This is a genomic window from Pseudomonas sp. GW822-FHT04H02 (genome assembly GCF_058800645.1).
In genome coordinates this window covers 459887-482218 of record NZ_JBXAMM010000004.1, presented here as the reverse complement: position 1 = coordinate 482218, position 22332 = coordinate 459887, and the positions used below count along the sequence as shown (strand labels likewise).

The window sequence follows — 22332 nt, the reverse complement described above, 5'->3', positions numbered from 1 at the left end:
AGCGGCCTCAAGATCCCCGCGTCTGCTGCGTCGCAATGCCGCCCATGCCGTTCTCAGCCTGCGGCAGCGGCTACACAACCCCGGCCCGGCCTTTTCACCACGGCCTTGCAACGTCGCCGCGCAAGCGGTGACAAGCCTTGCCCCTTTCGACGCTGACGCCGGCAGCCCATGGCGGTAAACTCCTGCGCCTTTATTCAGGAGTTCCCATGAGTTACTACCAGCCCGGCATCCTCGCTGCACCCGTTCCGTCCCAGGCCCGCCACCTGTTCTTTGCCCTTGAGTCCATCGAGGCGTTGCCCCAGGCCCTCGACCAGTTGCTGGCACGGGTGGATGGCGCAACGGCGGTGGCAGGTTTTGGCGCGTCACTGGTCAAGGCCCTGGGCGCGCGAGTGCAGGGGCTCAAGGCGTTCCCGGCGCTGACCGGCGTGGGCGTGGACAACCCTTCGACCCAGCACGCGCTGTGGGTCTGGCTGCACGGTGATGATCGCGGCGAGCTGCTGCACCGCAGCAACGAGCTGGCGGTCGCCCTGGCCCCGGCCTTGCGCCTGGTCGGCATGAACGAGACCTTCCGCCACAAGACCGGCCACGACCTCACCGGTTATGAAGACGGCACCGAAAACCCTCAGGACGAAGCCGCCGTGGCCGCCGCACTGGCCGAGGGCGAAGACGGCCTGCGCGGTGGCAGCTTTGCCGCGATCCAGCAGTGGCAGCACGACTTCCAGGGCTTTGCCGCGATGCACCAGCAAGAGCGCGACCACATCATGGGCCGGCGCCTGAGCGACAACGAAGAACTGGACGACGCGCCGGTCTCGGCACACGTCAAGCGCACCGCCCAGGAAAGCTTCGCCCCGGAAGCCTTTCTCGTGCGCCGCTCGATGCCGTGGATCGAAGGTGACAAGGGTGGCCTGATGTTCCTTGCCTTCGGCCACACCCTGAACGCCTTCGAAGCCCAACTGCGGCGCATGAGCGGCCTGGAAGACGGCATCACCGACGGCCTGTACCGCATGAGCCGGCCGATCACCGGGGGCTACTACTGGTGCCCGCCGCTGCACAACGGCCAGCTCGACCTGCGCGCGCTGCAAGCGTCGAAATGAACACCGGGGCCGAGCCGCTGCAGACCGTGCGCTGGGGCATGATCGGTTGCGGCAGTGTCACCGAGCGCAAGAGTGGCCCGGCCTTCTACAAGGTTCCGGGGTCGGCGCTGGTGGCGGTGATGGGCCGCCGGGCCGAGGCGGTGCGCGACTATGCACAGCGCCACGGCATTGCCCGCTGGTATACCGATGCCCAGGCCCTGATCGACGACCCCGAGGTGGACGCGGTGTACATCGCCACGCCCCCCGACAGCCATTACGCCTACAGCCTGCAAGTGGCTGCCGCCGGCAAGCATTGCTGCGTGGAAAAACCCATGGCCCTGCATGCCGGGCAAAGCCTGGCCATGCAGCAGGCCTTCGAGCAGGCCGGGCTGCATCTGTTCGTCTCCTATTACCGGCGTTCCTTGCCGCGCTTTGCGCAGGTGCGGCAATGGCTGGCGGATGGGCGTATCGGGGAGGTCCGGCACCTGCACTGGAGCCTGAGCAAGGCGGCCTCCGAGGCCGACCGCAGCGGTGCGGCCAACTGGCGTACCGACCCGCAAGTGGCCGGCGGCGGTTATTTCGCCGATTTGGCCAGCCATGGCCTGGACCTGTTCCAGTACCTGCTGGGCGATATCGTCGAGGTGGCCGGCTTCAGCACCCGCCAGGCCGGGCTGTATGCCGCCGAGGATGCTGTCAGCGCCAGTTGGCGCTTCGCCTGTGGGGCGCTGGGCAGCGGCGCCTGGAACTTCGTCGCCGACCGCCGGGTAGACCGGGTGGAAATCATCGGCAGCCAGGGGCGCATCACTTTTTCCGTGTTCGACGAGCATCCGCTGCAACTTGAAGCCGAAGAGTCCCTGAACCTGTTCATCGACAACCCCGCGCACATCCAGTGGCATCACGTGCAGGGCATGAACGCCCATATCCGCGGCCAGATCCGGCACCCGGCCCTGGCCAGCGAAGCCCTGAAGACCGACCGGGTGATGGACCGCATCCTGCAGCGCGGCTGATCCCAGGGCGCATGCCTGTCGGGCCTCTTCGCCGGCAAGCCGGCTTCTACGGGGTTTGTGGGGCGCATTGCCGGCCTGTTCCTGCGGGCTTTTGTAGGCGCTGGCTTGCCAGCGAAGGCGGCCTTGAGGCGGGTGCCAGTCGTTCGGGCCCCTTCGCCGGCAAGCCGGCTCCTACGGGGGCGGGCGGCTGGTCGCTCAGAAGGTCTTCTTGACGCTGGCCACCCAGGTCGCTCCGCACAGGTCGCTGAAGCCGTAGTTGCTGGTGCACTGGCTGCGGGACAGGTCGGTGTCGATGTAGCTCAGGCCCAGTTCCAGACCGGCCATTTCCCGGGTCAGTTTGGCTTCCCATTCGTGGTAGCTGTCCTCGCCCTGGCCCGAGGCGCGGATCAGCCGCGGGTCCTTGAAGTCCATCTGGCCGTAGCGCAGTTGCAGCCCCAGTTCGAGGGGTAGTCGGGTCTCGTAGCCAAGGTAGCGGTACAGGGTGCTCTGCTGGCTGTCGATGCCGGGGGCATCGTCGGAGTAATAGGCCCCCAGCTTGACCCCGTAGACGCTGAGGATGCCGTACACCTCGCTCTGGTTGAACTGGGCTTCCCGGGGGTAGCTGTACTTCAGGTAGCCCAGGTCCAGGCTGATGTCTGCGCTGGCCTGCCACAGCCAGCCGCCGTAGTAGTCGACTTCCTGGCGGGTCTTCAGGCCACCGCCGAAATCGACGTTGGAGCTCCAGGTGCCCAGGTACAGGCCGCTGCTGTGCAGCAGGGTCACGGCCGCCTGGGCCGCGGGGTCGTTCTGGGTCTGGGAGATGCCGCGGGTGCGGTAGTCGCTGGCCAGGGTCAGCTCCAGCTCCACGGCCAGGTCGTCGGTCAGGGGCAGGGCGTGGCCGGCCTGCGGCAGCAGGCACACGGCGCCCAGGGTGAGCAGGGTGAGGGTCTTCATGGGTATCCCGTTGTTGTGATTGTTATGGGGGAGCGGGCAAGGCGGCGCCGTACCCCGGCGTCACCAGGGCGCGGGGCAGGCGGTGCAACGGTGGCGCGGGGTCAGAGCGGGCGGCTGTAGATCTCGCGGCCGGCGAACCAGGTCTGCAGCACCTGGGTTTCATGCAGGGCCTTTTCGTCCACGGTAAACACGTCGCGGTCGAGGACGATGAAGTCGGCCTGCTTGCCGGCCGTCAGCGAGCCGATCTGCTGTTCCAGGCCCAGGGTGCGCGCGGCATTCTGGGTGTAGGCATAGAACAGGGTTTCGCGGTCCAGGCGTTCGTCGGCGTTGAGCACCCCCAGTGGCCCCTGGCGGGTGATGGCCTGGGCCATGGCGTTCCACGGGTTGGGCGACGACACCGGCCAGTCGCTGGCGCCGGCGATGGTCGCGCCCTGCTTGAGCAGCGAGTGCGCCGGGTACTGGTAGCGGAACGCCAGGGCGCTGACGTAGGGCTTGATCATGTCCAGGGTGTAGTCGTCGGCCGAGGCCCAGAGCAGTTGCATCGAGGCAATCACGTTGAGCGGCTTGAAGCGGGCGAACTCCTTGGGGTTGACCATCTGCAGGTGGGTGATGGAGTGGCTGATGCCGCTCTGGCGATCCTTGCGCGCCTGCTCGATGCCGTTCAGCGACTCACGCACCGCACGGTCGCCGATGGCGTGGATGTGCACCAGCCAGCCGCGCTGGTCGATGGCGCTGACCAGTTCGCCAAAATGCGCCGGGTCGATCAGCAGTTCGCCGGGTTTGTGCGAGTTGCTGTAGGGCTCGAGCATCGCCGCGCTCTGCGCCGGGTATTCGATCACCCCGTCGGCGAAGATCTTGATGCCCGGCAGGGTCAGGTTGGGAATGCCCTGGAACTGTTGGCGCACTTTGTCCAGGGTGTCGAGGTCGGCCGGCCGGCTGCGGGGGTTGGCCACCAGCAGGGCGGCGACGTGGGCGGTCATCCCGCCGCTCTCGGCCAGGGCCTTGTAGGCCGGCAGCACGCCGACGGTGTGCACGGTGGGCTTGAGGGCGAACACCGCTTCGCCGGGGGCGGCGTTGGCGGCCGGGTCCATCCAGGCGGTAATCCCCAGGCTGTTGTTGTAGTGCAGGGCCGACTGCGCGGCGCGCAGCATCTGCTCGGGCCCCGGCACCGGCATTTTCGCGGCCACCCGGTCCCAGCCAGCGTCCACCAGGAAACCGTTGGGGCGGCCGTCGGGCAGTTGGCCGATGGTGCCGCGCTCGGCCTCGGGCAGGCTCTTGAGCAGGGCGGCGTCGATGCCGGCGCGCTGGAGCATGAAGTCATTGGCCCAGGCGGTATGGTGATCGCTGCCGGTGAACACTACCGGTACGCTGGCCCATTCACCCTGGTTGAAGCGCTGGCCCAGGGCCTGGGCCTGGGCCCAGTAGGCCGAGCTCATGCCGGCGATGCTGAGCACGTCGGCATGCCGGGCGCTGCCGTCGTCACGCCAGGCGCGCAGGCGTTTTTCCAGTTCGTCGAGGCTGACCACCTCGTCCTGCAGGTTGGCGCCGGTCATTTCCAGGCCGCCGAAGATGGCGTGGGAGTGGGTGTCGATCAGGCCCGGCATCAGGGTCTTGCCGCTCAGGTCGACGACCCGGGTGTGGCTGTCGATCAGTGCCTTGATCTGCGTATCGCTGCCGGCTTGCAGGACCTTGCCGTTCTCCACCGCCAGGGCCTGGACCTTGGGCTGGGCGCGGTCGGCGGTGAACACCTGGCCGTTGAGCAGCACCAGGTCGGCGGCGGCCATGGCTTCCAACGAGGCAAAACTCATGGCGGCCAGTAACAGCGTGGGGGTCAATCTTTTCATTGAACATTTCCTTGTTATTGCGTCTGATCGCCAGCTTAGGGACTGCCCGCAGCGGGCAGAACGGCTGCTTCACGAAAAACATTTTTGCCTGGGTGGAAAAACCATGGACAAGTTGAATGCCTTGAAGATGTTCGTGGTCACCGCCCAGCTGGGCAGTTTCAGCCGGGCGGCGGAGCAGTTGGGCAAGACCCCCTCGGCCCTGACCAAGGCGGTCAACCACCTGGAGGCCGAGCTGGGTTCGCGCTTGTTCGAGCGCAGTACCCGGCGCATCGTGCTCACCGAAATCGGCCGGCTCTACCTGGAGACCGCGCGCCAGGTGCTGCAGCGGCTGGAAGAGGTGGGCGAGGAGGTGGAGCAGCTGCAGCACGGTCTGCGCGGCAACCTCAAGGTCACCGCGCCGCTGGCCTACGGCCAGGCGTTTCTGGATCAGGTGTGTGGTGGTTTTCTTGAGCAGTACCCGCAGATCAATCTGCAAGTGGACCTGTGCGACGAGTTCGTCAACCTGCTGGAAAGCGGCTACGACCTGGCCCTGCGCGAAGGCCATGACGACCTGCCGGGGCTGATTGCCCGGGTGGTCGGAAGCAACCGCCTGGCCCTGTGCGCCAGCCCGGCCTACCTGGCGCGCAAGGGCCGGCCGGTGACCCCGCAGACCCTCGAAGAACATGAATGGCTGCTGTATCGCCACCCCTTGCTCAGCCGGGAGTTCTGGTGGGTCGAGCGCGACGGCCAGCGCCTGAGCCTGCCCCAGCCCCAGGCACCACGCCTGCGCAGTGACAATTACGACCTGCTGCTGGCCAATGCCCTGGCCGGGCGCGGCCTGTTGCACACGCCGCTATGGAGCGCCGCACCGTACCTGGCCGACGGGCGCCTGGTGCGGGTGATGGCCGACTACGCGATCGACCCGGACAGCTTCGGGCCGCACATCCTCGCGGTGTACCCCAGCCACCGGCGAGCGACCGCCAAGGTGCAGGCATTCATCGACTATGTCAGTGGCTTCCTGGCCAGCCGTGGCCTGGACTGATTGGCGGTTCTTGTCAGATAAATCCGAGAGGAGTACAAATGTACTCCATGACGACTTTATCTCCCCGCCGCAGTGCCATCCTGACCTTTATCCGCGAACGCATCGCCGATCACGGCCAGCCCCCGAGCCTTGCTGAAATCAGCCAGGCGTTCGGTTTCGCCTCGCGCAGCGTGGCGCGCAAGCATGTGCTGGCGCTGACCGAGGCCGGGTTCATCGAGGTCAACCCGCATCAGGCCCGGGGCATTCGCCTGCTCAACCAGCCACGGCGCCCCGAGCTGCTGGAGATCCCGGTGCTGGGGCGGGTGGCCGCCGGTGCGCCGATTGGCGTCGATGCCGACATACACGGCCAGTTGCTGCTGGACCCGGGGATGTTCTCCCGCACTCCGGATTACCTGCTGCGGGTCCAGGGCGATTCGATGATCGACGACGGCATCTTCGACGGTGATCTGGTGGCAGTGCGCCGCAGCAGTGAGGCGCGCAACGGCCAGACCGTGATCGCCCGCCTCGACGGTGAGGTGACCATCAAGCGTTTCGAGCGCAAGGGGCAGGGCATTCGCCTGTTGCCGCGCAACCCGGCCTACCAGCCGATCGAGGTCACGGCCGACCACGAACTGTTTATCGAAGGCGTGTTCTGCGGTCTGGTGAGGCAAGGCTGATGGGCGCCGTGGTCGCACTGGATTCGCTGTTCAATGCCGGGCGGGTGTGGAAAGGCCGCCCGGCCGCCGCGCCTGCCAGCCCGCAGCCCACCGGCCATGCCGCCCTGGATGCGGTGCTGCCTACGGGCGGCTGGCCGGAAGCGGCACTGACCGAAATCCTCATTGCCGCCCAGGGTCTGGGCGAGCTGCAACTGCTGTGGCCGAGCCTGGCGCGGCTGAGCGCGGCGGGGGAGCGCATCGTGCTGGTGGCGCCGCCGTTCGTGCCCTATCCCCAGGCCTGGCAGAACGCCGGGGTGGATGTGCGCCAGTTGTCGATCATCCAGGCCGGGGAGCGTGATGCCCTGTGGGCCGCCGAGCAGTGCCTGCGTTCCGGCAGTTGCGGCGCGGTGCTGTGCTGGCCGCAGCAAGCCGACGATCGCGCCCTGCGGCGCCTGCAGGTGGCGGCGGAAAGCGGCCAGACCCTGGCCTTTGCCTACCGCCCCCTGGAGACGGCGCGCAACCCCTCGCCGGCGGCCCTGCGAATTGCCGTGCAAGGCCGTCCCGGGCAGTTGCGGGTGCTCAAGTGCCGGGGCGGGCTGGCCCATCCGGCGCCTATCGCCTGGCCCGCCGGGCACTGAGGTTGGCATGCGTTGGGTGTGCATCCTGTTCCCGCAATTGGCGCTGGACGCAGTCTTGCGTCAGCGCGCCGAGCCCGAAGCGCCCCTGGCGCTGCTCAGCGGCACCCCGCAGCGCCGGGTGATCCAGGCGGTGAATGGCGCCGCCCGCGAACTGGGCCTGCGTCCCGGGCAATCGCTGACAGCCGCCCAGGCCCTGACCAAGGCCTTTGCCAGCGCCGAATACGACCCCCGGCAGATCGAGCACTGGCAGCAGTTTCTTGCGGCCTGGGCCTATGGCTTCAGCTCCCAGGTCAGCGTCGCCTATCCGCGCACCCTGGTGCTGGAGATCGAATCCAGCCTGGGCCTGTTCGGCCCATGGCCGCAGTTGGAAGCGCGCCTGCGCCGTGAATTGCAGGCCCTGGGCTTTCGCCACCGGATCGTCGCCGCCCCTAACCCAGCGGCGGCCCGGGTCCTGGCCAATGCCTATGACGGTTTGGCGGTGGCCGACTGCGAGGCCCTGGCCCAGGCCCTGGGGGCCATGCCCATCGAGCGCCTGGGGCTGGCCCCGGAGCAGGCCACGGCCCTGTCGCGCATGGGGGTGCGCAGCTTCCAGCAACTGCGGGAGCTGCCCCGGCCCAGCCTGGCCCGGCGTTTTGACGGCAGCTTGCTCAAGCACCTGGATACCCTGCTCGGCGAGCGCCCGCTGGGGCTGGCCTTCTATCAGCCGCCGGACCGCTTCGACCTGCGCATCGAGCTGAATTTCGATGTGCAGTCCCATCAAGCGCTGCTGTTTCCCCTGCGCCGGCTCACCGCGGATCTGGCGGCCTTTCTCTGTGGTCGCGACAGTGGCGTGCAGCGCTTTGCCCTGCACCTGGAGCACGCCGAAGGCGCCGACACCCTGATTCCGGTGGGGCTGCTCAGCGCCGAGCGCGACCCGGCGATGCTGTTCGAACTGGCCCGCGGGCGCCTGGAACAGATCCAGGTGCCGGCGCCGGTGCGCAACCTGCGGCTGGTGGCCGAGGACCTGCCGCTGTTCGTGCCCCAGCACAGCGAGCTGTTCGACGAGCGCCCGCAGCAGAACCTGCCCTGGGAGCAGTTGCGCGAACGCCTGCGGGCGCGCCTGGGGGATGACGCGGTGCAGGGCCTGGGGCATCGCGCCGATCACCGCCCGGAGCGCAGTTGGCAGGCGCAGACCGATTCGCGCCCGTGCCCGGCCACCCCCGGGCTGCGCCGCCCCGGCTGGCTGTTCAGCGAGCCCCAGGTGCTGGGCGAGGGCTCGGTGCGCATCCTCATGGGCCCGGAGCGGATCGAGTCCGGCTGGTGGGACGGTGCCGATGTGCGCCGCGACTACTACCTGATCGAAACCGCCGCCGGCCAGCAAGGCTGGGCCTATCGTCAGGTGGGCGAGCCCGGGCCGCTGCTGTTGCAGGGCTGGTTCGCATGAGCGCCTACGCCGAGCTGCACTGCCTGTCCAACTTCAGCTTCCAGCGCGGCGCCTCCAGTGCCGCCGAATTGTTCCAGCGTGCCAAGGCCCTGGGCTACCAGGCCCTGGCGATCACCGACGAGTGCACCCTGGCGGGGATTGTCCGGGCCTGGCAGGCCTCTCGCGACAGCGGGCTCAAGCTGATCGTCGGCAGTGAAATGCAGGTCGAGGACGGCCCGCGGCTGGTGCTGCTGGTGGAAGACCTGGCGGGTTACCAGGGCCTGTGCCGGTTGATCACCCGGGCCCGGCGCCGAGCCGAGAAGGGCAGCTATCGCCTGCTGCGCGAGGACTTCGCCGCACCGCTGCCGGGGCTGCTGGCCCTGTGGCTGACGGGCGCCGGCGAGCCGCTGGTCCAGGGCCGCTGGTTGCAGCAGGTGTTCCCCCAGCGCCTGTGGCTGGCGCTGGAGCTGCATTGCGGCCAGGACGATGCCCGGCACCTGCAACAGCAACTGGCCCTGGCCCGGCAACTGGGGCTGCCGGCCGTGGCCTGTGGCGATGTGCACATGCACGTGCGCGGGCGCCGGGCGCTGCAGGACACCATGACCGCGATCCGCCATCACCTGCCGGTGGCCGAGGCCGGGCAACGCCTGTTCGCCAACGGCGAGCGCCACCTGCGGCCCGTCGAAGTGCTGCAAGGCCTGTACCCCCAGGTCCTGCTCGACGAGTCGCTGGCCATCGCCGGGCGCTGCGCTTTCGACCTCGGCCAACTGCGCTACCAATACCCCCGGGAGCTGGTGCCCGAGGGCCACGACGCTGGCTCCTGGCTGCGGGTGCTGACCCAGCGCGGCATCGTGCGCCGCTGGCCCGCTGGTGCCCGGGCCGAGGTACTGAAGCAGATCGACAAGGAGCTCACGCTGATCTGCGACCTGGGCTACGAGAGTTATTTCCTCACCGTGCACGACATCGTCGACTTCGCCCGGCGCCAGCACATCCTCTGCCAGGGCCGGGGCTCGGCGGCCAACTCGGTGGTGTGTTTCGCCCTCGGCATCACCGAGATCGACCCGGACCGCTCGACCTTGCTGTTCGAGCGTTTCCTGTCGCGTGAACGCAACGAGCCGCCGGACATCGACGTCGACTTCGAGCACGAGCGCCGCGAAGAGGTGCTGCAGTATGTGTTCCAGCGCTATGGCCGGCATCGCGCGGCGCTGACCGCGGTGGTCAGCACCTACCATGGCGCCGGGGCGGTGCGGGATGTGGCCAAGGCCCTGGGCCTGCCGCCGGATCAGGTCAATGCCCTGGCCGACTGCTGCGGCCACTGGAGTGATACGCCGCCCAGTGTCGAGCGCCTGCAGGAGGCCGGGTTCGACCCCCAGAGTCCGGTGCTGCGCCGGGTCCTGAGCCTGACCGGGCAGTTGATCGGCTTTCCCCGGCACCTGTCCCAGCACCCCGGCGGTTTCGTGATTTCCCAGCAGCCCCTGGACCACCTGGTGCCGGTGGAGAACGCGACGATGGCCGAGCGTACGGTGATCCAGTGGGACAAGGACGACCTGGACATGGTCGGCCTGCTCAAGGTGGATATCCTCGCCCTGGGCATGCTCAGCGCCATCCGCCGCTGTTTCGACCTGATCCACGGCTACCGCGGCCAGCGCTACAGCCTTGCCAGCATTCCGCCTGAAGATCCCGCCACCTATGAAATGATCGGCCGCGCTGACACCATCGGCGTGTTCCAGATCGAATCCCGGGCGCAGATGTCGATGCTGCCCCGGCTCAAGCCGCAGAACTTCTACGACCTGGTGATCGAGGTGGCCATCGTTCGCCCGGGGCCGATCCAGGGCGGCATGGTCCATCCCTACCTGCGCCGGCGTAACCGTGAAGAGCCGGAGACTTATCCGTCGCCGAAGTTGGAAGCGGTGCTCAAGCGCACTCTGGGAGTGCCGCTGTTTCAGGAGCAGGTGATGCAGATCGCCATTGTCGCCGCCGACTACACCCCGGGGGAGGCCGACCAGTTGCGCCGCTCCATGGCCGCCTGGAAGCGCCACGGCGGCCTGGAACCGCACCGCGAACGGCTGCGCCGGGGGATGAACCGCAATGGCTACAGCGATGAATTCGCGGCGCAGATCTTCGAGCAGATCAAGGGCTTTGGCAGCTACGGCTTTCCCGAATCCCATGCCGCCAGTTTCGCCTTGCTGACCTACGCCAGTTGCTGGCTCAAGTGCCACGAACCGGCGGCCTTCGCCTGCGCCCTGATCAACAGCTGGCCCATGGGCTTCTACAGCCCCGACCAGATCCTCCAGGACGCCCGGCGCCATGGTTTGCAGGTTCTTGCGGTGGATGTGGGCGCCAGTGACTGGGACTGCAGCCTGGAGCCGATTCCTGTCCAGCCTGCACGCGCTGGAAATGGCCCCCCTGGGCAGCCGGCCCTGCGCCTGGGGTTGCGGATGATCAAGGGCTTTCGCGAGGACGATGCCCGGCGCATCGAACGTGCCCGCCGGCAACGGGCCTTTGTCGATATCGCCGACCTGGGCGAGCGGGCCCGCCTGGATGTCCGCGCCCAGGAATTGCTGGCCGATGCCGGCGCCTTGCAGGCGCTGGCCGGGGATCGCTATCGGGCCCGCTGGGAAGTGGCCGGGGTGGAAAGACAGCTGGGGCTGTTCGCCGGCCTGCCGAGCCAGGAGGAAGCGCCGGTAGCGTTGCCCCGGCCCAGTGTCGGCGAAGACCTGCAGGCGGATTACCACAGCCTGGGCACCACCCTCGGGCCGCACCCCCTGGCGCTGCTGCGCCCGCAGCTTGCGGCCCGGCGCTGCCGCAGCTCGCGCGACTTGCTGGCGGTGGAGCACGGGCGTTCGGTGAGCGTGGCCGGGCTGGTCACCGGGCGCCAGCGGCCGGGCACCGCCAGCGGGGTGACCTTCGTGACCCTGGAAGACGAGTTCGGCAACGTCAATGTGGTGGTCTGGCGCGACCTGGCCGAGCGCCAGCGCCGGGTGCTGGTGGGTGCGCAGTTGCTCAAGGTCGACGGCACCCTGGAAACCGAGGGCGAGGTGCGCCACCTGATTGCCGGGCGCCTGAGTGACCTGAGCCCGCTGCTGGATGGCATTCACGTACGCAGCCGCGACTTTCGCTGATGTAGCCGCTGCCGAGCCCGGGCGATGCTGCGAAAAGGCCCGCAGGGCCTTGCTTGGCGGTCTCCCGCCGGAACCCCGGCGTCCTCAAGACCGCCGCGTCTGCTGCGTCGCAATGCCGTCCAAGCCGTTCGTCCGAACGCGGCCCGAGCCTGCGGCAGCGGCTACACGAAACGCGGATCGGCAGTGGCCTGCCGCTTTGCTATCCCCCGAGTCTGTGGCAATGGTTACAGAATGACGCCAAGGTTTTTTATTCCTTTTCGCACTGATGGCGCTTTGGCATAATCGCCGCCGATGATGCCCCCTGCATCAAGTTTCAGAACGCTCGGCCGACGACTTTCGAGCCTGCACAGACTGGGGCCGCAGACGTGCGGCAGGGCGCAAGTGCATCTAGACAGTGCACCCAAATGGATACTCAAGAAGGAACATAGAGTGAGAGTGATCTCGAAGTTGATGTTGTCCGCTGTAGCACTGGCGGTGCTGGCGGGCATGAGCGGTTGCGCCACGGAAAGTTCCCGGGCCTTGCCGGTGGAGAAGGTCCAGAGCGCCAGCCAGGTATGGACCGGAGCCCGGGTGCCGATGGCCGTGGGCAAGTTCGACAACCGCTCCAGCTACATGCGCGGAATCTTCTCCGATGGCGTCGACCGCCTCGGCGGCCAGGCCAAGACCATCCTCATCACCCACCTGCAGCAGACCAACCGCTTCAGCGTGCTGGACCGCGACAACATGGGCGAGATCCAGCAGGAAGCGGCCATCAAGGGCCAGGCGCAGAAGCTCAAGGGCGCGGACTTCGTGGTCACCGGCGATGTCACCGAGTTCGGTCGCAAGGAAACCGGCGACCACCAGCTGTTCGGCATCCTCGGCCGCGGCAAGACCCAGGTGGCCTACGCCAAGGTGGCGTTGAACATCGTCAACATCAGCACCTCCGAAGTGGTCTATTCGACCCAGGGCGCTGGCGAGTACGCCTTGTCCAACCGTGAAGTGATCGGCTTCGGCGGTACCGCTGCCTACGATTCGACCCTCAACGGCAAGGTCCTCGACCTGGCCATGCGCGAGGCGGTCAACCGCATGGTCGAGGCCATCGACGCCGGCGCCTGGAAACCGGGCCGCTGATCACACAGCTGACAGGGAGAAGTGCAAGCATGTCGAAGACGATGATGGCGCGGCCAATGATGGCCGGCGCCTTGCTGGGCTGTGTGCTGCTGGCCGGTTGCAGCGGGCCGAAGACGCTGTACCAGTGGGAAACCTACCAGACCCAGACCTACGAGTACTTCAAGGGCGAGGAGGCCCGGGAGGCCCAGGTCGAGGCCCTGGAGCGCGACCTGCAGAAGATCAAGTCCACCGGCAAGGCCGTGCCGCCGGGCTACCACGCCCACCTGGGCATGCTCTACGCGAGCCTGGGCAAGGATGACCAGATGGTGCAGCAGTTCAATACCGAGAAGGCGCTGTTCCCCGAATCCGCCTCGTACATGGACTTCCTGCTCAAGAACGCCAAGAAGGGAGCCGCCCAATGAGCCTGATGACCCTGCGCAACCTGCTGGGCCTGTTGGCCGTGAGCCTGCTGGTGGGCTGCGCCGCGCCCAGGAGCGTGGACTACTCGGCCTACAAGCAGGCCCGGCCGAAGTCGATCCTGGTGCTGCCGCCGCTCAATGAATCGCCGGACATCAAGGCCACCTACAGCATGCTGTCCCAGGTGACCTTTCCCCTGGCCGAAGCCGGTTACTACGTGATGCCGATCGCGGTGGTGGATGAAACCTTCCGCCACAACGGCCTGACCAACCCGGCGGACATCCACGGCCTGGCGCCGGCCAAGCTCAACGAGATCTTCGGCGCCGATGCCGGCCTGTACATCACGGTCAAGGAATACGGCACCAGCTACATGCTGATCAGCAGCGCCACCGTGGTCACCGCCAGCGCCACCCTGGTGGACCTGAAGACTGGCACCACGTTGTGGACCGGCAGCGCCCGCGCCTCCAGTGAGGAAGGCAACAACGGCAACAACGGTGGCCTGGTGGGCATGCTGATCACCGCTGCGGTGAAGCAGATCATCAACACCAGCACCGACGCCGGCCATCCGATTGCCGGCATCACCAGCCAGCGCCTGCTGTCGGCCGGGCAACGCACCGGCTTGCTGTACGGTCCGCGTTCGCCGAAATACGGCACCGACTGAGGGGCAGGGAGCGGGCAATCCGCTCTTTTTCAGGCGGCGCCTGTCGGCGTCCGCCTGGAACCCGGGCCATCGCCTATTCTGTTTTTTCAGTCGCGCGAAGGGCGTTGCCCGGCGGCATGGCCGACCAGTGGCGAAGCCGATCCCGGCCCTGGTGAAACCATCCGCGTGCACCGTGCTCAAAGGCTCTGGAGGCTGCGTTGCTGCCTCTTGAAAACCCACGCTGTGCCACGTTTTTCGTAGAGTCCGTTCATGCCGTTCTTATCTGATCATCACGGGTGCCAGGGGTGGAAGGGCGAGATGGCCGAGCGCATCCGTGCCTTTGACTGGTCCGCCACCAGCCTCGGGGCGTTGCAGCACTGGAGCCACAGCCTGTGCAGCACAGTGCAGCTGATGCTCGGCTCGCCGCTGCCGATGGTGATGCTCTGGGGCCCCCTGGGCTACATGATCTACAACGATGCCTATGCCGAGTTCGCCGGCGGCCGCCATCCCTACCTGCTGGGCTGCGCCGTGGAGATGGGCTGGCCGGAGGTCGCCGAGTTCAACCGCGGGGTGGTGAACACCTGCCTCAGCGGCGGCACCCTGTCCTATCACAACAAGGAACTGGTGCTGCTGCGCAACGGGGTGCCGGAAGACGTCTGGATGGACCTCTACTACAGCCCGGTGGCGGGGGACGACCAGGCTCCGGCCGGGGTCATCGCCATTGTCGTGGAAACCACCGCCCATGTGATTTCCGAGCGCCGCCGCCAGGCCGCGGAGGCCGCCTACCGGGCGGAGAACGAGCGCGTGCAGCTGGCGCTGAATGCCGGTGCGTTGCTGGGCTCCTTCGTCTGGGACGTTCAGGCCGACGTGCTGTCTTGCGACGAGCGTTTTGCCCGGACCTTTTCCTACCCGGCGGACCAGCCCCTGGACAACCTGCCGATCGATATTACCGAAAGCCGCATCCACCCCGATGACCTGCCGCGCATCAAGGAACTGGCCCGGTACAGCGTGACCCAGGGCGGGCCCTACAACGCCGAATACCGGGTGCGCCGCGAGGACGGCAGCTACACCTGGGTGCTGGCCTGTGGCCGTTGCGAGTTCGACGAGTCGGGCCAGGCCTTGCGTTTCCCCGGGGTGCTGATCGATATCCAGGAGCGCAAGATCGCCGAGGAAGCCCTGCGCCAACTGACCCGCAATCTGGAGCAGCGGGTGCTGGAGGAGGTCAACGCGCGGCTCAGCGCCGAGGAGCAACTGCGCCAGGTGCAGAAACTCGAAGCCATTGGCGGCCTGACCGGCGGCGTGGCCCATGATTTCAACAACCTGCTGCAGGTGATCGCCGGCAACCTGCATCTGCTGTCCCGCCACGAAGCGGGCAACGCCAATGTGCAGCGGCGCACAGCCGCCGCGCTGACGGCGGTGGAGCGCGGCGCCAAGCTGTCGAACCAACTGCTGGCCTTTGCCCGGCGCCAGCCGCTGTCACCGGCCAGCTACAACCCGCGGCACCTGTACGAGGGCCTGGGGGAGTTGCTGCAGCGGGCCCTGGGCGAAACCATTTGCATCGATGTGCAATTGCCCGCCGAGCCCTGGTGCATCCATGTGGATCGCAACCAGTTGGAAAACGCCGTGCTCAACCTGGCGATCAATGCCCGGGATGCCCTGGGCGGCGAGGGGCGGATCCTCATCAGCGCCGAGAACCAGGTGCTGGATTCGCGCTTCTGCGCCGGCAAGGGCATCGCTGCCGGCGAGTACCTGTGCCTGAGTGTGGCTGACGATGGCCCGGGCATGCCCGCCGAGGTGCTCAAGCAGGCCTTCGAACCCTTCTTCACTACCAAGGCCGACGGTCATGGCACGGGCCTGGGCTTGAGCATGGTGTTCGGTTTCGTCAAGCAGAGCGGCGGCCATATCGAGATCTTCAGCAGCCCGGGGCAGGGCACCCGGGTGCAGATGTACTTTGCCCGCAGTGCCGAACCTACGCTGCAGCAGGCGCCGCGCCCGGGTCAGCGGGCGGGCGGTGGCGAGGAAAGCATCCTGGTGGTGGAGGACAACGCCGAGGTGCGCAGCGCCGCGGTGGAAATGCTCGAACACGAGGGCTACCGGGTGCGCACCGCGAGCAATGGTGACGCTGCCATGCAACTGCTGCTGGACGGGCTCAAGGTCGATCTGATCTTCACCGACGTGGTGATGCCCGGTCTGATCAAGAGCACGGACCTGGCCACCTGGGCCAAGACCCAGGCACCGCCGATCGCGGTGCTGTTCACCTCGGGGCACACCCGCGACATGATTTCGCGCAACCACCAGCTCAGCCCCGACACCCACCTGCTGAGCAAGCCCTACGGGCCTGCAGACCTGAGCGCCATGGTGCGTTCGGTGCTGGAGGCCTGAGCGGCGCCTGGCGCCAAGTGTGAAGCAGCGCATAAAAATCCCCAGGGAGCGACGACAAACTGGCGTCAAACTTCTACGCTGCATGAAGTTGAATGAACTTGTACGTTTTTTCTGCTGACCAAGGACAGGGGCATCGACCGCCTGATCCCATAACAACAAACGTCGTCTTGCGCGGTTTTTCTTCTCAACCTTTTTTGGATGCTCCGCCGTGATCTCCACCCTTGAACTGCGCAGAATCGTTGAAACCAGCTTCCTGCCCCTGCATTGCCAGTGCACCGTCGGCCACGACGGGGCCATGACTGTGCGCATCTGCGACCCCGCCAGCGGGCGCGTCGACCTGTTGGTCACCGGCATCGCCACCCGCGGCCTGACCAGCTCCCGGGCGCTGTCGGAGCTGATTGCCGAGTTGCGCTACGACCTCCAGCACACCCGCCTGAGCACCGAGCAGCAAGCCCGCCGCCAGCACGGTCGCTGAAGCGCCAGGGAACATTGCGCCGGGGGCGAGGCTCGAACCCCGGGTACGCGCGTCGATTTTCCACGGGGCTTGCCTCGGGCCTCGGACCTTGTGTGATGATCGCGCTTCGACTGTTCGCGGTTCTCGACATAAGGCTGGTTCATGACTGCTTCCCGTAGCCCCTCCGATGCTTCCCAGGCGAGCCCTTCGTCCTTTCCAGCCAGCGGTTTTGTCCGGGTGCGCGGCGCCCGCGAGCACAACCTGAAGAATATCGACGTGGACATTCCCCGGGATGCGCTGGTGGTGTTCAGTGGGGTGTCGGGATCGGGCAAGTCGTCCCTGGCGTTCTCCACCCTGTATGCCGAGGCCCAGCGTCGCTACTTCGAATCGGTGGCGCCCTATGCCCGGCGCCTGATCGACCAGGTGGGGGTGCCGGATGTCGACCGCATCGACGGCCTGCCGCCGGCGGTGGCCCTGCAACAGCAGCGCGGCACTCCCAGCACGCGCTCTTCGGTGGGCAGCGTGACCACCTTGTCGAGCCTGGTGCGCATGCTCTATTCCCGGGCCGGTAGCTACCCGCCGGGGCAGCCGATGCTGTATGCCGAGGACTTTTCGCCGAACACGCCCCAGGGCGCCTGCCCGGAATGCCATGGCCTGGGGCGGGTCTATGAGGTCGACGAAGCGAGCATGGTTCCCGACCCTTCGCTGACCATCCGCCAGCGCGCCGTGGCCTCCTGGCCCCTGGCCTGGCAGGGACAGAACCTGCGGGACATCCTGGTGACCCTGGGCTACGACGTCGACATCCCCTGGCAGCAACTGCCGAAAAAGCAGCGTGACTGGATCCTCTTCACCGAAGAAACCCCCACAGTACCGGTGTACGCCGGGCTGACCCCGGAACAGACCCGCGAAGCCCTCAAGCGCAAGCAGGAACCCAGCTACATGGGCACCTTCAGCGGCGCCCGGCGCTATGTGCTGCACACCTTCACCCACACCCAGAGCGCGCTGATGAAAAAGCGTGTGTCGCAGTTCATGCGCGGCAGCCCGTGCCCGCTGTGCGAGGGCAAGCGGCTCAAGCGCGAGGCCCTGGCGGTGACCTTTGCCGGGCTGGATATCGGCGAGCTGGCGCGCCTGCCGCTGCTGCAACTGGCCGAGGTGCTGCGGCCGGTGGCGGCGGCAGATTACCTGGAGCAGGCGCCCGCCGATGATCCGGTGCTGAGCCACGCCCAGACTCGTGCCGCGCGTCAGCAGCGCCATGCCCAGGGCGCCCCGGAGCATCGTGGCGCGCCGGATGTGCGGCATACGCCGAACCTGTCCCTGGAAAAGCGCCTGGCCGCCCAGCGCATCGCCCAGGACCTGCTGGAGCGGGTCAGCACCCTGACCGACCTCGGGCTGGGCTACCTGGCCTTGGAGCGCAGCACGCCGAGCCTGTCTTCCGGTGAGTTGCAGCGCCTGCGCCTGGCGACCCAGCTGGGCTCGCAGCTGTTCGGGGTGATCTATGTGCTGGACGAGCCCTCGGCAGGCCTGCACCCGGCGGATGCCGAGGCACTGTTCGAGGCCTTGCAGCGGCTCAAGGCCGCCGGCAACTCGCTGTTCGTGGTGGAGCACGATGTGCAGACCATGCGCCGTGCCGACTGGCTGGTGGACGTGGGCCCGGCGGCGGGAGAGCGTGGCGGCCAGGTGCTGTACAGCGGCCCGCCGGCCGGCTTGGCCGAGGTGGCGCAGTCCCAGACCCGGGCCTACCTGTTTCCCGAGCAGGCCCCGGCCCGGCGTACCCCGCGCCCGCCCCGGGGCTGGCTGCGGCTGGAAGGTATCAGCCGCAACAACCTCAAGGAGCTGGACGCCGAGTTTCCCCTGGGCTGCTTTACCGCGGTGACCGGGGTTTCCGGTTCCGGCAAGTCGAGCCTGGTGAGCCAGGCCCTGCTGGAACTGGTGGGCGCGCACCTGGGCAAGGCTTCGGCCAGCGATGAGGCGCCGGAGCTGGACCTGGCGGACGACGCACCGGTCAGCAGCGGCGGGCGGGTGGTGGCCGGCATGGAGCAGATCAAGCGCCTGGTGCAGGTGGACCAGAAACCCATCGGCCGCACCCCGCGTTCCAATCTCGCGACCTACACCGGGCTGTTCGATCAGGTGCGCAAGCTGTTCGCCGCCACCGACGAGGCCCGGGAGCGGGGCTTCGACGCCGGGCAGTTTTCCTTCAACGTGGCCAAGGGCCGTTGCCCGGCCTGCGAGGGCGAGGGCTTTGTCAGCGTCGAGCTGCTGTTCATGCCCAGCGTGTTCGCCCCGTGCCCGACCTGCCATGGCGCGCGCTACAACCCCCAGACCCTGGCCGTGACCTGGCAGGGCCTGAACATCGCCCAGGTGCTGCAATTGAGTGTCGAGCAGGCCTTGCCGGTGTTTGCCGAACAACCGGGCATCCGCCGCGCCCTGGAAGTGCTGCGCGACATCGGCCTGGATTACCTGCGCCTGGGCCAGCCGGCCACCGAGCTCTCCGGCGGTGAGGCGCAGCGCATCAAGCTGGCCACCGAGCTGCAGCGCACTGCCCGGGGCGCCACCCTGTACGTGCTGGACGAGCCCACCACCGGCCTGCACCCACGGGATGTGGACCGTCTGCTGGAGCAACTGGACAAACTGGTGGCGGCCGGGCACAGCCTGGTGGTGGTGGAGCACGAAATGCGCGTGGTGGCCCAGGCCGACTGGGTGATCGACATCGGCCCTGGAGCCGGCGACCAGGGCGGCACCCTGGTGGCCTGCGGCACCCCGCACCAGGTGGCAAAGCAGCGCACTAGCCGCACCGCGCCCTTTCTTGCCCAAGCGCTGGGCGGACGTTGATCCAGGGCAAAAGTGGCGACGAACGGTTACCGCTGGTCTGATTGGCGGTCGACAGACCCGGTCCGGCGAGGCCATTCTGATAACCGGCGGGGGCGTGATGACGCCCTTGCTGCCGATCAACCACGGAGGTGTTCCATGCCGGTGACCCACGACCTTTACCAGGACCTGAGCTGCAGTAAAGAAGACATTCAACAGCGTCGGGCCAGTGACCCCCACCTGAATGCGCTGTTCGACAAATACACCAGCATCGACGATCAGGTGCTCAAGGCCGAAGCTGCCGCTGCCGCAGACGATGAACTGAAGAAACTCAAGGAAAAACGCCTGCTGATCAAGGATGAGATCGCCGGGAAACTCACCGCCGGTTCCTGACCCCCCTGTAGCAAAGACGCTCGCAGTAGCAAGGCGCTTGTTGTGGCGAGGGAGCTTGCTCCCGCTGGGCGGCATAGCCGCCCAGACGCCCGCCGGGCTGTCCCCACCCCAAGCTGCAACGCACCCAGCCTCAAGGCGCCAGCGCCTCCTTCAACGACAACCGGGCCATGTGCCTGGCCGTCAGCGACCCCAGGTACAAGGCATCGCCATATTCGCGCACCGTGGTGATCGGCGAGTAGTTGCCGCTGCTGCCATCCTGCAGGTTGGCGATCACCCGGCCCTGGGTATCCAGGCCCAGCACGAAGCCGCGCTTCTCCACAGGCTTGGGCAATACCGTCATCGCCCGCACCAGCATCTTGCGCACGAAGGGGTAGGGCGCGGTGGCGTCGAGCAACGGGTTGCGCGGTGCGTACAGGGCCACCCAGAAACGCCCGGCGCCATTGAAGCTCAGGTTGTCCGGCAGCCCCGGCAGGTTGTCGATGAACAGGTCGTGGCTGCCGGCCTTGTCACCCTTGAGCCAGTAGCGGCTGATGCGGTAGGCGCCGGTTTCATTGACCAGCACATAGGCCTCGTCCGGCCCCAGGGCAATGCCGTTGGCGAACTCCAGGCGGTCCAGCAGCACCTCGGTGGTGCCGCTCTGGAAGTCGTAGCGCAGCAGGCGGCCATCGGCGCCGTGCTCGATCACCGCTTCGCCGTCATGGCCATAGCCCCAGCGGCTGGTGGCGTCGCTGAAGTAGGCGTAGCGCCCCGCGGCATCGACCGCCACATCGTCGGTAAAGCCGAACTTCAGGCCGTTGGCCTCGGTGCTCAGGGCCTGCAACTGGCCCTGGCTGTCCAGGGCCAGCAGGCCCTTGATGGCATCGGCGATGATCAGGCGCCCGTCCGGGTGCCGGGCCAGGCCCAGGGGCCGGCCGCCGGTATTGACCAGCACCTTGAGCGCACTGCCGTCGAGGCTGCTCTGGATCACCCGGCCGTCATGCAGGCCGCTGAGCAGTTGTTCGTGTTCCAGCAGCAGGGCTTCGGGGCCGTCGATGTCCCGGGCGCCCACCGGCTGCACGGCCTTGAGCTTCTGGTTCTCGGCAAACGGCCCCTGGCTCAGGGACGGCGCCGGCGCCGGGTTCCAGGCCACCGGCTGGACCCTGGTCGGCATCAGCAGCAGGAAGGCCAGGACGGCCAGCAGCACCAGCAGGACAATCCGCAGGCCGCTGAAGCGGCGGGGGGCAATCTGATTCATGCAATGACTCCTGTCGGGGCGGCCTCAGGACGGGCGGCCGGGGGCCTCGGTGGCGGGCAGCGGGATAGCTTGCTGGGCCATCTCGCACAATGCCAGCAATGAGGCGGCGGATTCCCGTTCTATCCGTCGCTTGAATAACAGCTGATTGCCCAGGCGCATCAGCAGGTTGTCAAAGCCGTACTCCAGGGTCCGTACGAAGCGCGTGTGCTGCGCCCCCAGGGGCTGGCATTCGTAGGTCACCTGCAGGTGCAGGCCGTGATCGCCCCGGGCGCTGGCACGCCAGCGGTGCCCCGGCAGGTATTCCTCGACCTTCCAGCTCAGGTGACCGCTGCGCCCGCCGGCATGGATGTCTTCCTCGAAGCCTTGCCCGGCGAACAGCGGGCCTTCGTCGCCCTCGACCTTGAGCGAGGAGGGGTGCCACTGTGGCCAGAGCCGCGAGCTGGCGGCATAGGCCAGGGTGCTGGCGGCGCTGCGGGGGATGTCGACCTGGTGCTGCATGCGGGTCATGGGCGTGGCCTCGTCAGGGGTGGAAGTGACGGCTGGCGGCTCTTGCGGTTGCCAGTGCAGGGTACCGAACAGCCAGTCCATCAGCGGCAGGACAATATTGAAGTTGCGCTCCTGCATCAGCTCGCGGCGGTGATGCAGTTCGTGCAGGCGGCGCATCTGCCGCACCCAGGGCAGGCGCGCCAGGGGGTGATTGGCGGGCAGGTGCTCGCAGGCATGGAACACCTCGTAGGCCAGGTAGCCGAGCAGGGTGCAACTGGCGAACAGCGCCGCCACGTTGCCATTCCACAGGCGCAGCAGCGCCCACAGGGGCAGGGCGAAGAGCAGGCTGTGCACCACGATCAGCCAGGCCGGAAACAGAATCACCCGCCAGTCCCGGTAGCCTTCATAGGCCATCAGCCCGGGGGCGAAGAAGCTGTGGTGGTCGCCGGTATGGCGGGCATAGAACATCCGCGCGAAGCGCTGCTTGTGATGCCCCAGCCAGCGGTGCACCACGTAGATGCACAGGTTGAAGAACAGCAGCGCCACCGGCACCGCCAGCCATTCCAGGGGCTGCACCTGGCTCAGGGTGCTGCATAGCAGGCCGATGCACAGCAGGCCATAGGCCAGGACAAAGCCGCCATGCAGCCAGGGGTTGTAGCGCGGACTGACCGCCGCTCGGTATTGCTGACGAAAGTGCTGGGTGGTTTCTCGCACGGCCCGATTCCCGTTGTTGTTTTTATGGGCAGCAGCGTAGCCG

The 22332-nt window shown here is 67.3% G+C and carries 18 protein-coding genes; 14 read left to right on the top strand and 4 right to left on the bottom strand.

From position 1 onward, the window contains the following. Nucleotides 1–206 precede the first annotated feature (206 nt). Together AC1RMG_RS19535 and AC1RMG_RS19530 are read left to right on the top strand one after the other, a co-directional pair. The gene (locus AC1RMG_RS19535; protein WP_072444289.1) at nucleotides 207–1094 is read left to right on the top strand and encodes a Dyp-type peroxidase; all 888 of its coding nucleotides are present in this window, start codon (nucleotides 207–209) and stop codon (nucleotides 1092–1094) included. Between the two features lie 17 nt (nucleotides 1095–1111). Further along, nucleotides 1112–2080 (top strand): Gfo/Idh/MocA family protein, encoded by a 969-nt coding sequence (locus tag AC1RMG_RS19530; RefSeq protein WP_493170257.1) that lies wholly within the window; start codon nucleotides 1112–1114, stop codon nucleotides 2078–2080. A gap of 195 nt (nucleotides 2081–2275) precedes the next feature. On the opposite strand, the gene AC1RMG_RS19525 is transcribed toward AC1RMG_RS19530, so the two are convergent. Next, on the bottom strand, nucleotides 2276–3013 hold the full coding sequence (locus AC1RMG_RS19525; RefSeq protein ID WP_047287778.1) for a TorF family putative porin: 738 nt from the start codon (nucleotides 3011–3013) through the stop codon (nucleotides 2276–2278). A gap of 101 nt (nucleotides 3014–3114) precedes the next feature. Next, nucleotides 3115–4857, bottom strand: coding sequence for an amidohydrolase (locus tag AC1RMG_RS19520; protein ID WP_370059327.1), 1743 nt, complete (start codon nucleotides 4855–4857; stop codon nucleotides 3115–3117). A 103-nt stretch (nucleotides 4858–4960) separates the two neighbouring features. On the opposite strand from AC1RMG_RS19520, the gene AC1RMG_RS19515 reads away from it, so the two are divergent. The 12 genes from AC1RMG_RS19515 (at nucleotide 4961) to AC1RMG_RS19460 (ending at nucleotide 19855) form a co-directional block, all read left to right on the top strand. After that, on the top strand, nucleotides 4961–5878 hold the full coding sequence (locus AC1RMG_RS19515) for a LysR family transcriptional regulator (RefSeq protein WP_011061976.1): 918 nt from the start codon (nucleotides 4961–4963) through the stop codon (nucleotides 5876–5878). 38 nt (nucleotides 5879–5916) lie between these two features. After that, a complete protein-coding gene (lexA, locus tag AC1RMG_RS19510; RefSeq protein ID WP_047337206.1) occupies nucleotides 5917–6534 on the top strand; it encodes a transcriptional repressor LexA in 618 nt (205 codons plus the stop codon). Beyond that, on the top strand, nucleotides 6534–7151 hold the full coding sequence (gene imuA / locus AC1RMG_RS19505) for a translesion DNA synthesis-associated protein ImuA (protein ID WP_011061974.1): 618 nt from the start codon (nucleotides 6534–6536) through the stop codon (nucleotides 7149–7151). The genes lexA and imuA overlap by 1 nt, the downstream gene beginning before the upstream one ends. A gap of 7 nt (nucleotides 7152–7158) precedes the next feature. Next, nucleotides 7159–8574, top strand: coding sequence for a Y-family DNA polymerase (locus AC1RMG_RS19500; protein ID WP_410036837.1), 1416 nt, complete (start codon nucleotides 7159–7161; stop codon nucleotides 8572–8574). Beyond that, a complete protein-coding gene (locus tag AC1RMG_RS19495) occupies nucleotides 8571–11675 on the top strand; it encodes an error-prone DNA polymerase (protein ID WP_493169989.1) in 3105 nt (1034 codons plus the stop codon). The genes AC1RMG_RS19500 and AC1RMG_RS19495 overlap by 4 nt, the downstream gene beginning before the upstream one ends. Nucleotides 11676–12125: 450 nt before the next feature. Next, nucleotides 12126–12785, top strand: coding sequence for a CsgG/HfaB family protein (locus tag AC1RMG_RS19490; RefSeq protein WP_015636114.1), 660 nt, complete (start codon nucleotides 12126–12128; stop codon nucleotides 12783–12785). 29 nt (nucleotides 12786–12814) lie between these two features. Continuing rightward, nucleotides 12815–13186 (top strand): DUF4810 domain-containing protein, encoded by a 372-nt coding sequence (locus AC1RMG_RS19485; RefSeq protein ID WP_072449923.1) that lies wholly within the window; start codon nucleotides 12815–12817, stop codon nucleotides 13184–13186. A gap of 5 nt (nucleotides 13187–13191) precedes the next feature. Beyond that, the gene (locus tag AC1RMG_RS19480) at nucleotides 13192–13842 is read left to right on the top strand and encodes a DUF799 domain-containing protein (RefSeq protein ID WP_169893267.1); all 651 of its coding nucleotides are present in this window, start codon (nucleotides 13192–13194) and stop codon (nucleotides 13840–13842) included. 249 nt (nucleotides 13843–14091) lie between these two features. After that, nucleotides 14092–16203, top strand: a complete 2112-nt coding sequence (locus AC1RMG_RS19475) for a hybrid sensor histidine kinase/response regulator (RefSeq protein WP_041752358.1) — start codon at nucleotides 14092–14094, stop codon at nucleotides 16201–16203. Nucleotides 16204–16411: 208 nt separating this feature from the next. Further along, nucleotides 16412–16678 (top strand): DUF1652 domain-containing protein, encoded by a 267-nt coding sequence (locus tag AC1RMG_RS19470; RefSeq protein WP_011061967.1) that lies wholly within the window; start codon nucleotides 16412–16414, stop codon nucleotides 16676–16678. A gap of 141 nt (nucleotides 16679–16819) precedes the next feature. Then, on the top strand, nucleotides 16820–19486 hold the full coding sequence (locus tag AC1RMG_RS19465; protein WP_493169986.1) for an ATP-binding cassette domain-containing protein: 2667 nt from the start codon (nucleotides 16820–16822) through the stop codon (nucleotides 19484–19486). A 135-nt stretch (nucleotides 19487–19621) separates the two neighbouring features. Next, nucleotides 19622–19855: a DUF465 domain-containing protein gene (locus tag AC1RMG_RS19460; protein ID WP_015636110.1), complete on the top strand. Its 234-nt coding sequence runs from the start codon at nucleotides 19622–19624 to the stop codon at nucleotides 19853–19855. A 130-nt stretch (nucleotides 19856–19985) separates the two neighbouring features. Here AC1RMG_RS19460 and AC1RMG_RS19455 read toward each other — a convergent pair whose 3' ends face one another. Both AC1RMG_RS19455 and AC1RMG_RS19450 read right to left on the bottom strand, forming a co-directional pair. Further along, nucleotides 19986–21089: an SMP-30/gluconolactonase/LRE family protein gene (locus tag AC1RMG_RS19455; RefSeq protein WP_493169984.1), complete on the bottom strand. Its 1104-nt coding sequence runs from the start codon at nucleotides 21087–21089 to the stop codon at nucleotides 19986–19988. A 24-nt stretch (nucleotides 21090–21113) separates the two neighbouring features. Beyond that, on the bottom strand, nucleotides 21114–22289 hold the full coding sequence (locus AC1RMG_RS19450) for an SRPBCC family protein (RefSeq protein WP_125063539.1): 1176 nt from the start codon (nucleotides 22287–22289) through the stop codon (nucleotides 21114–21116). Nucleotides 22290–22332 lie beyond the last annotated feature (43 nt).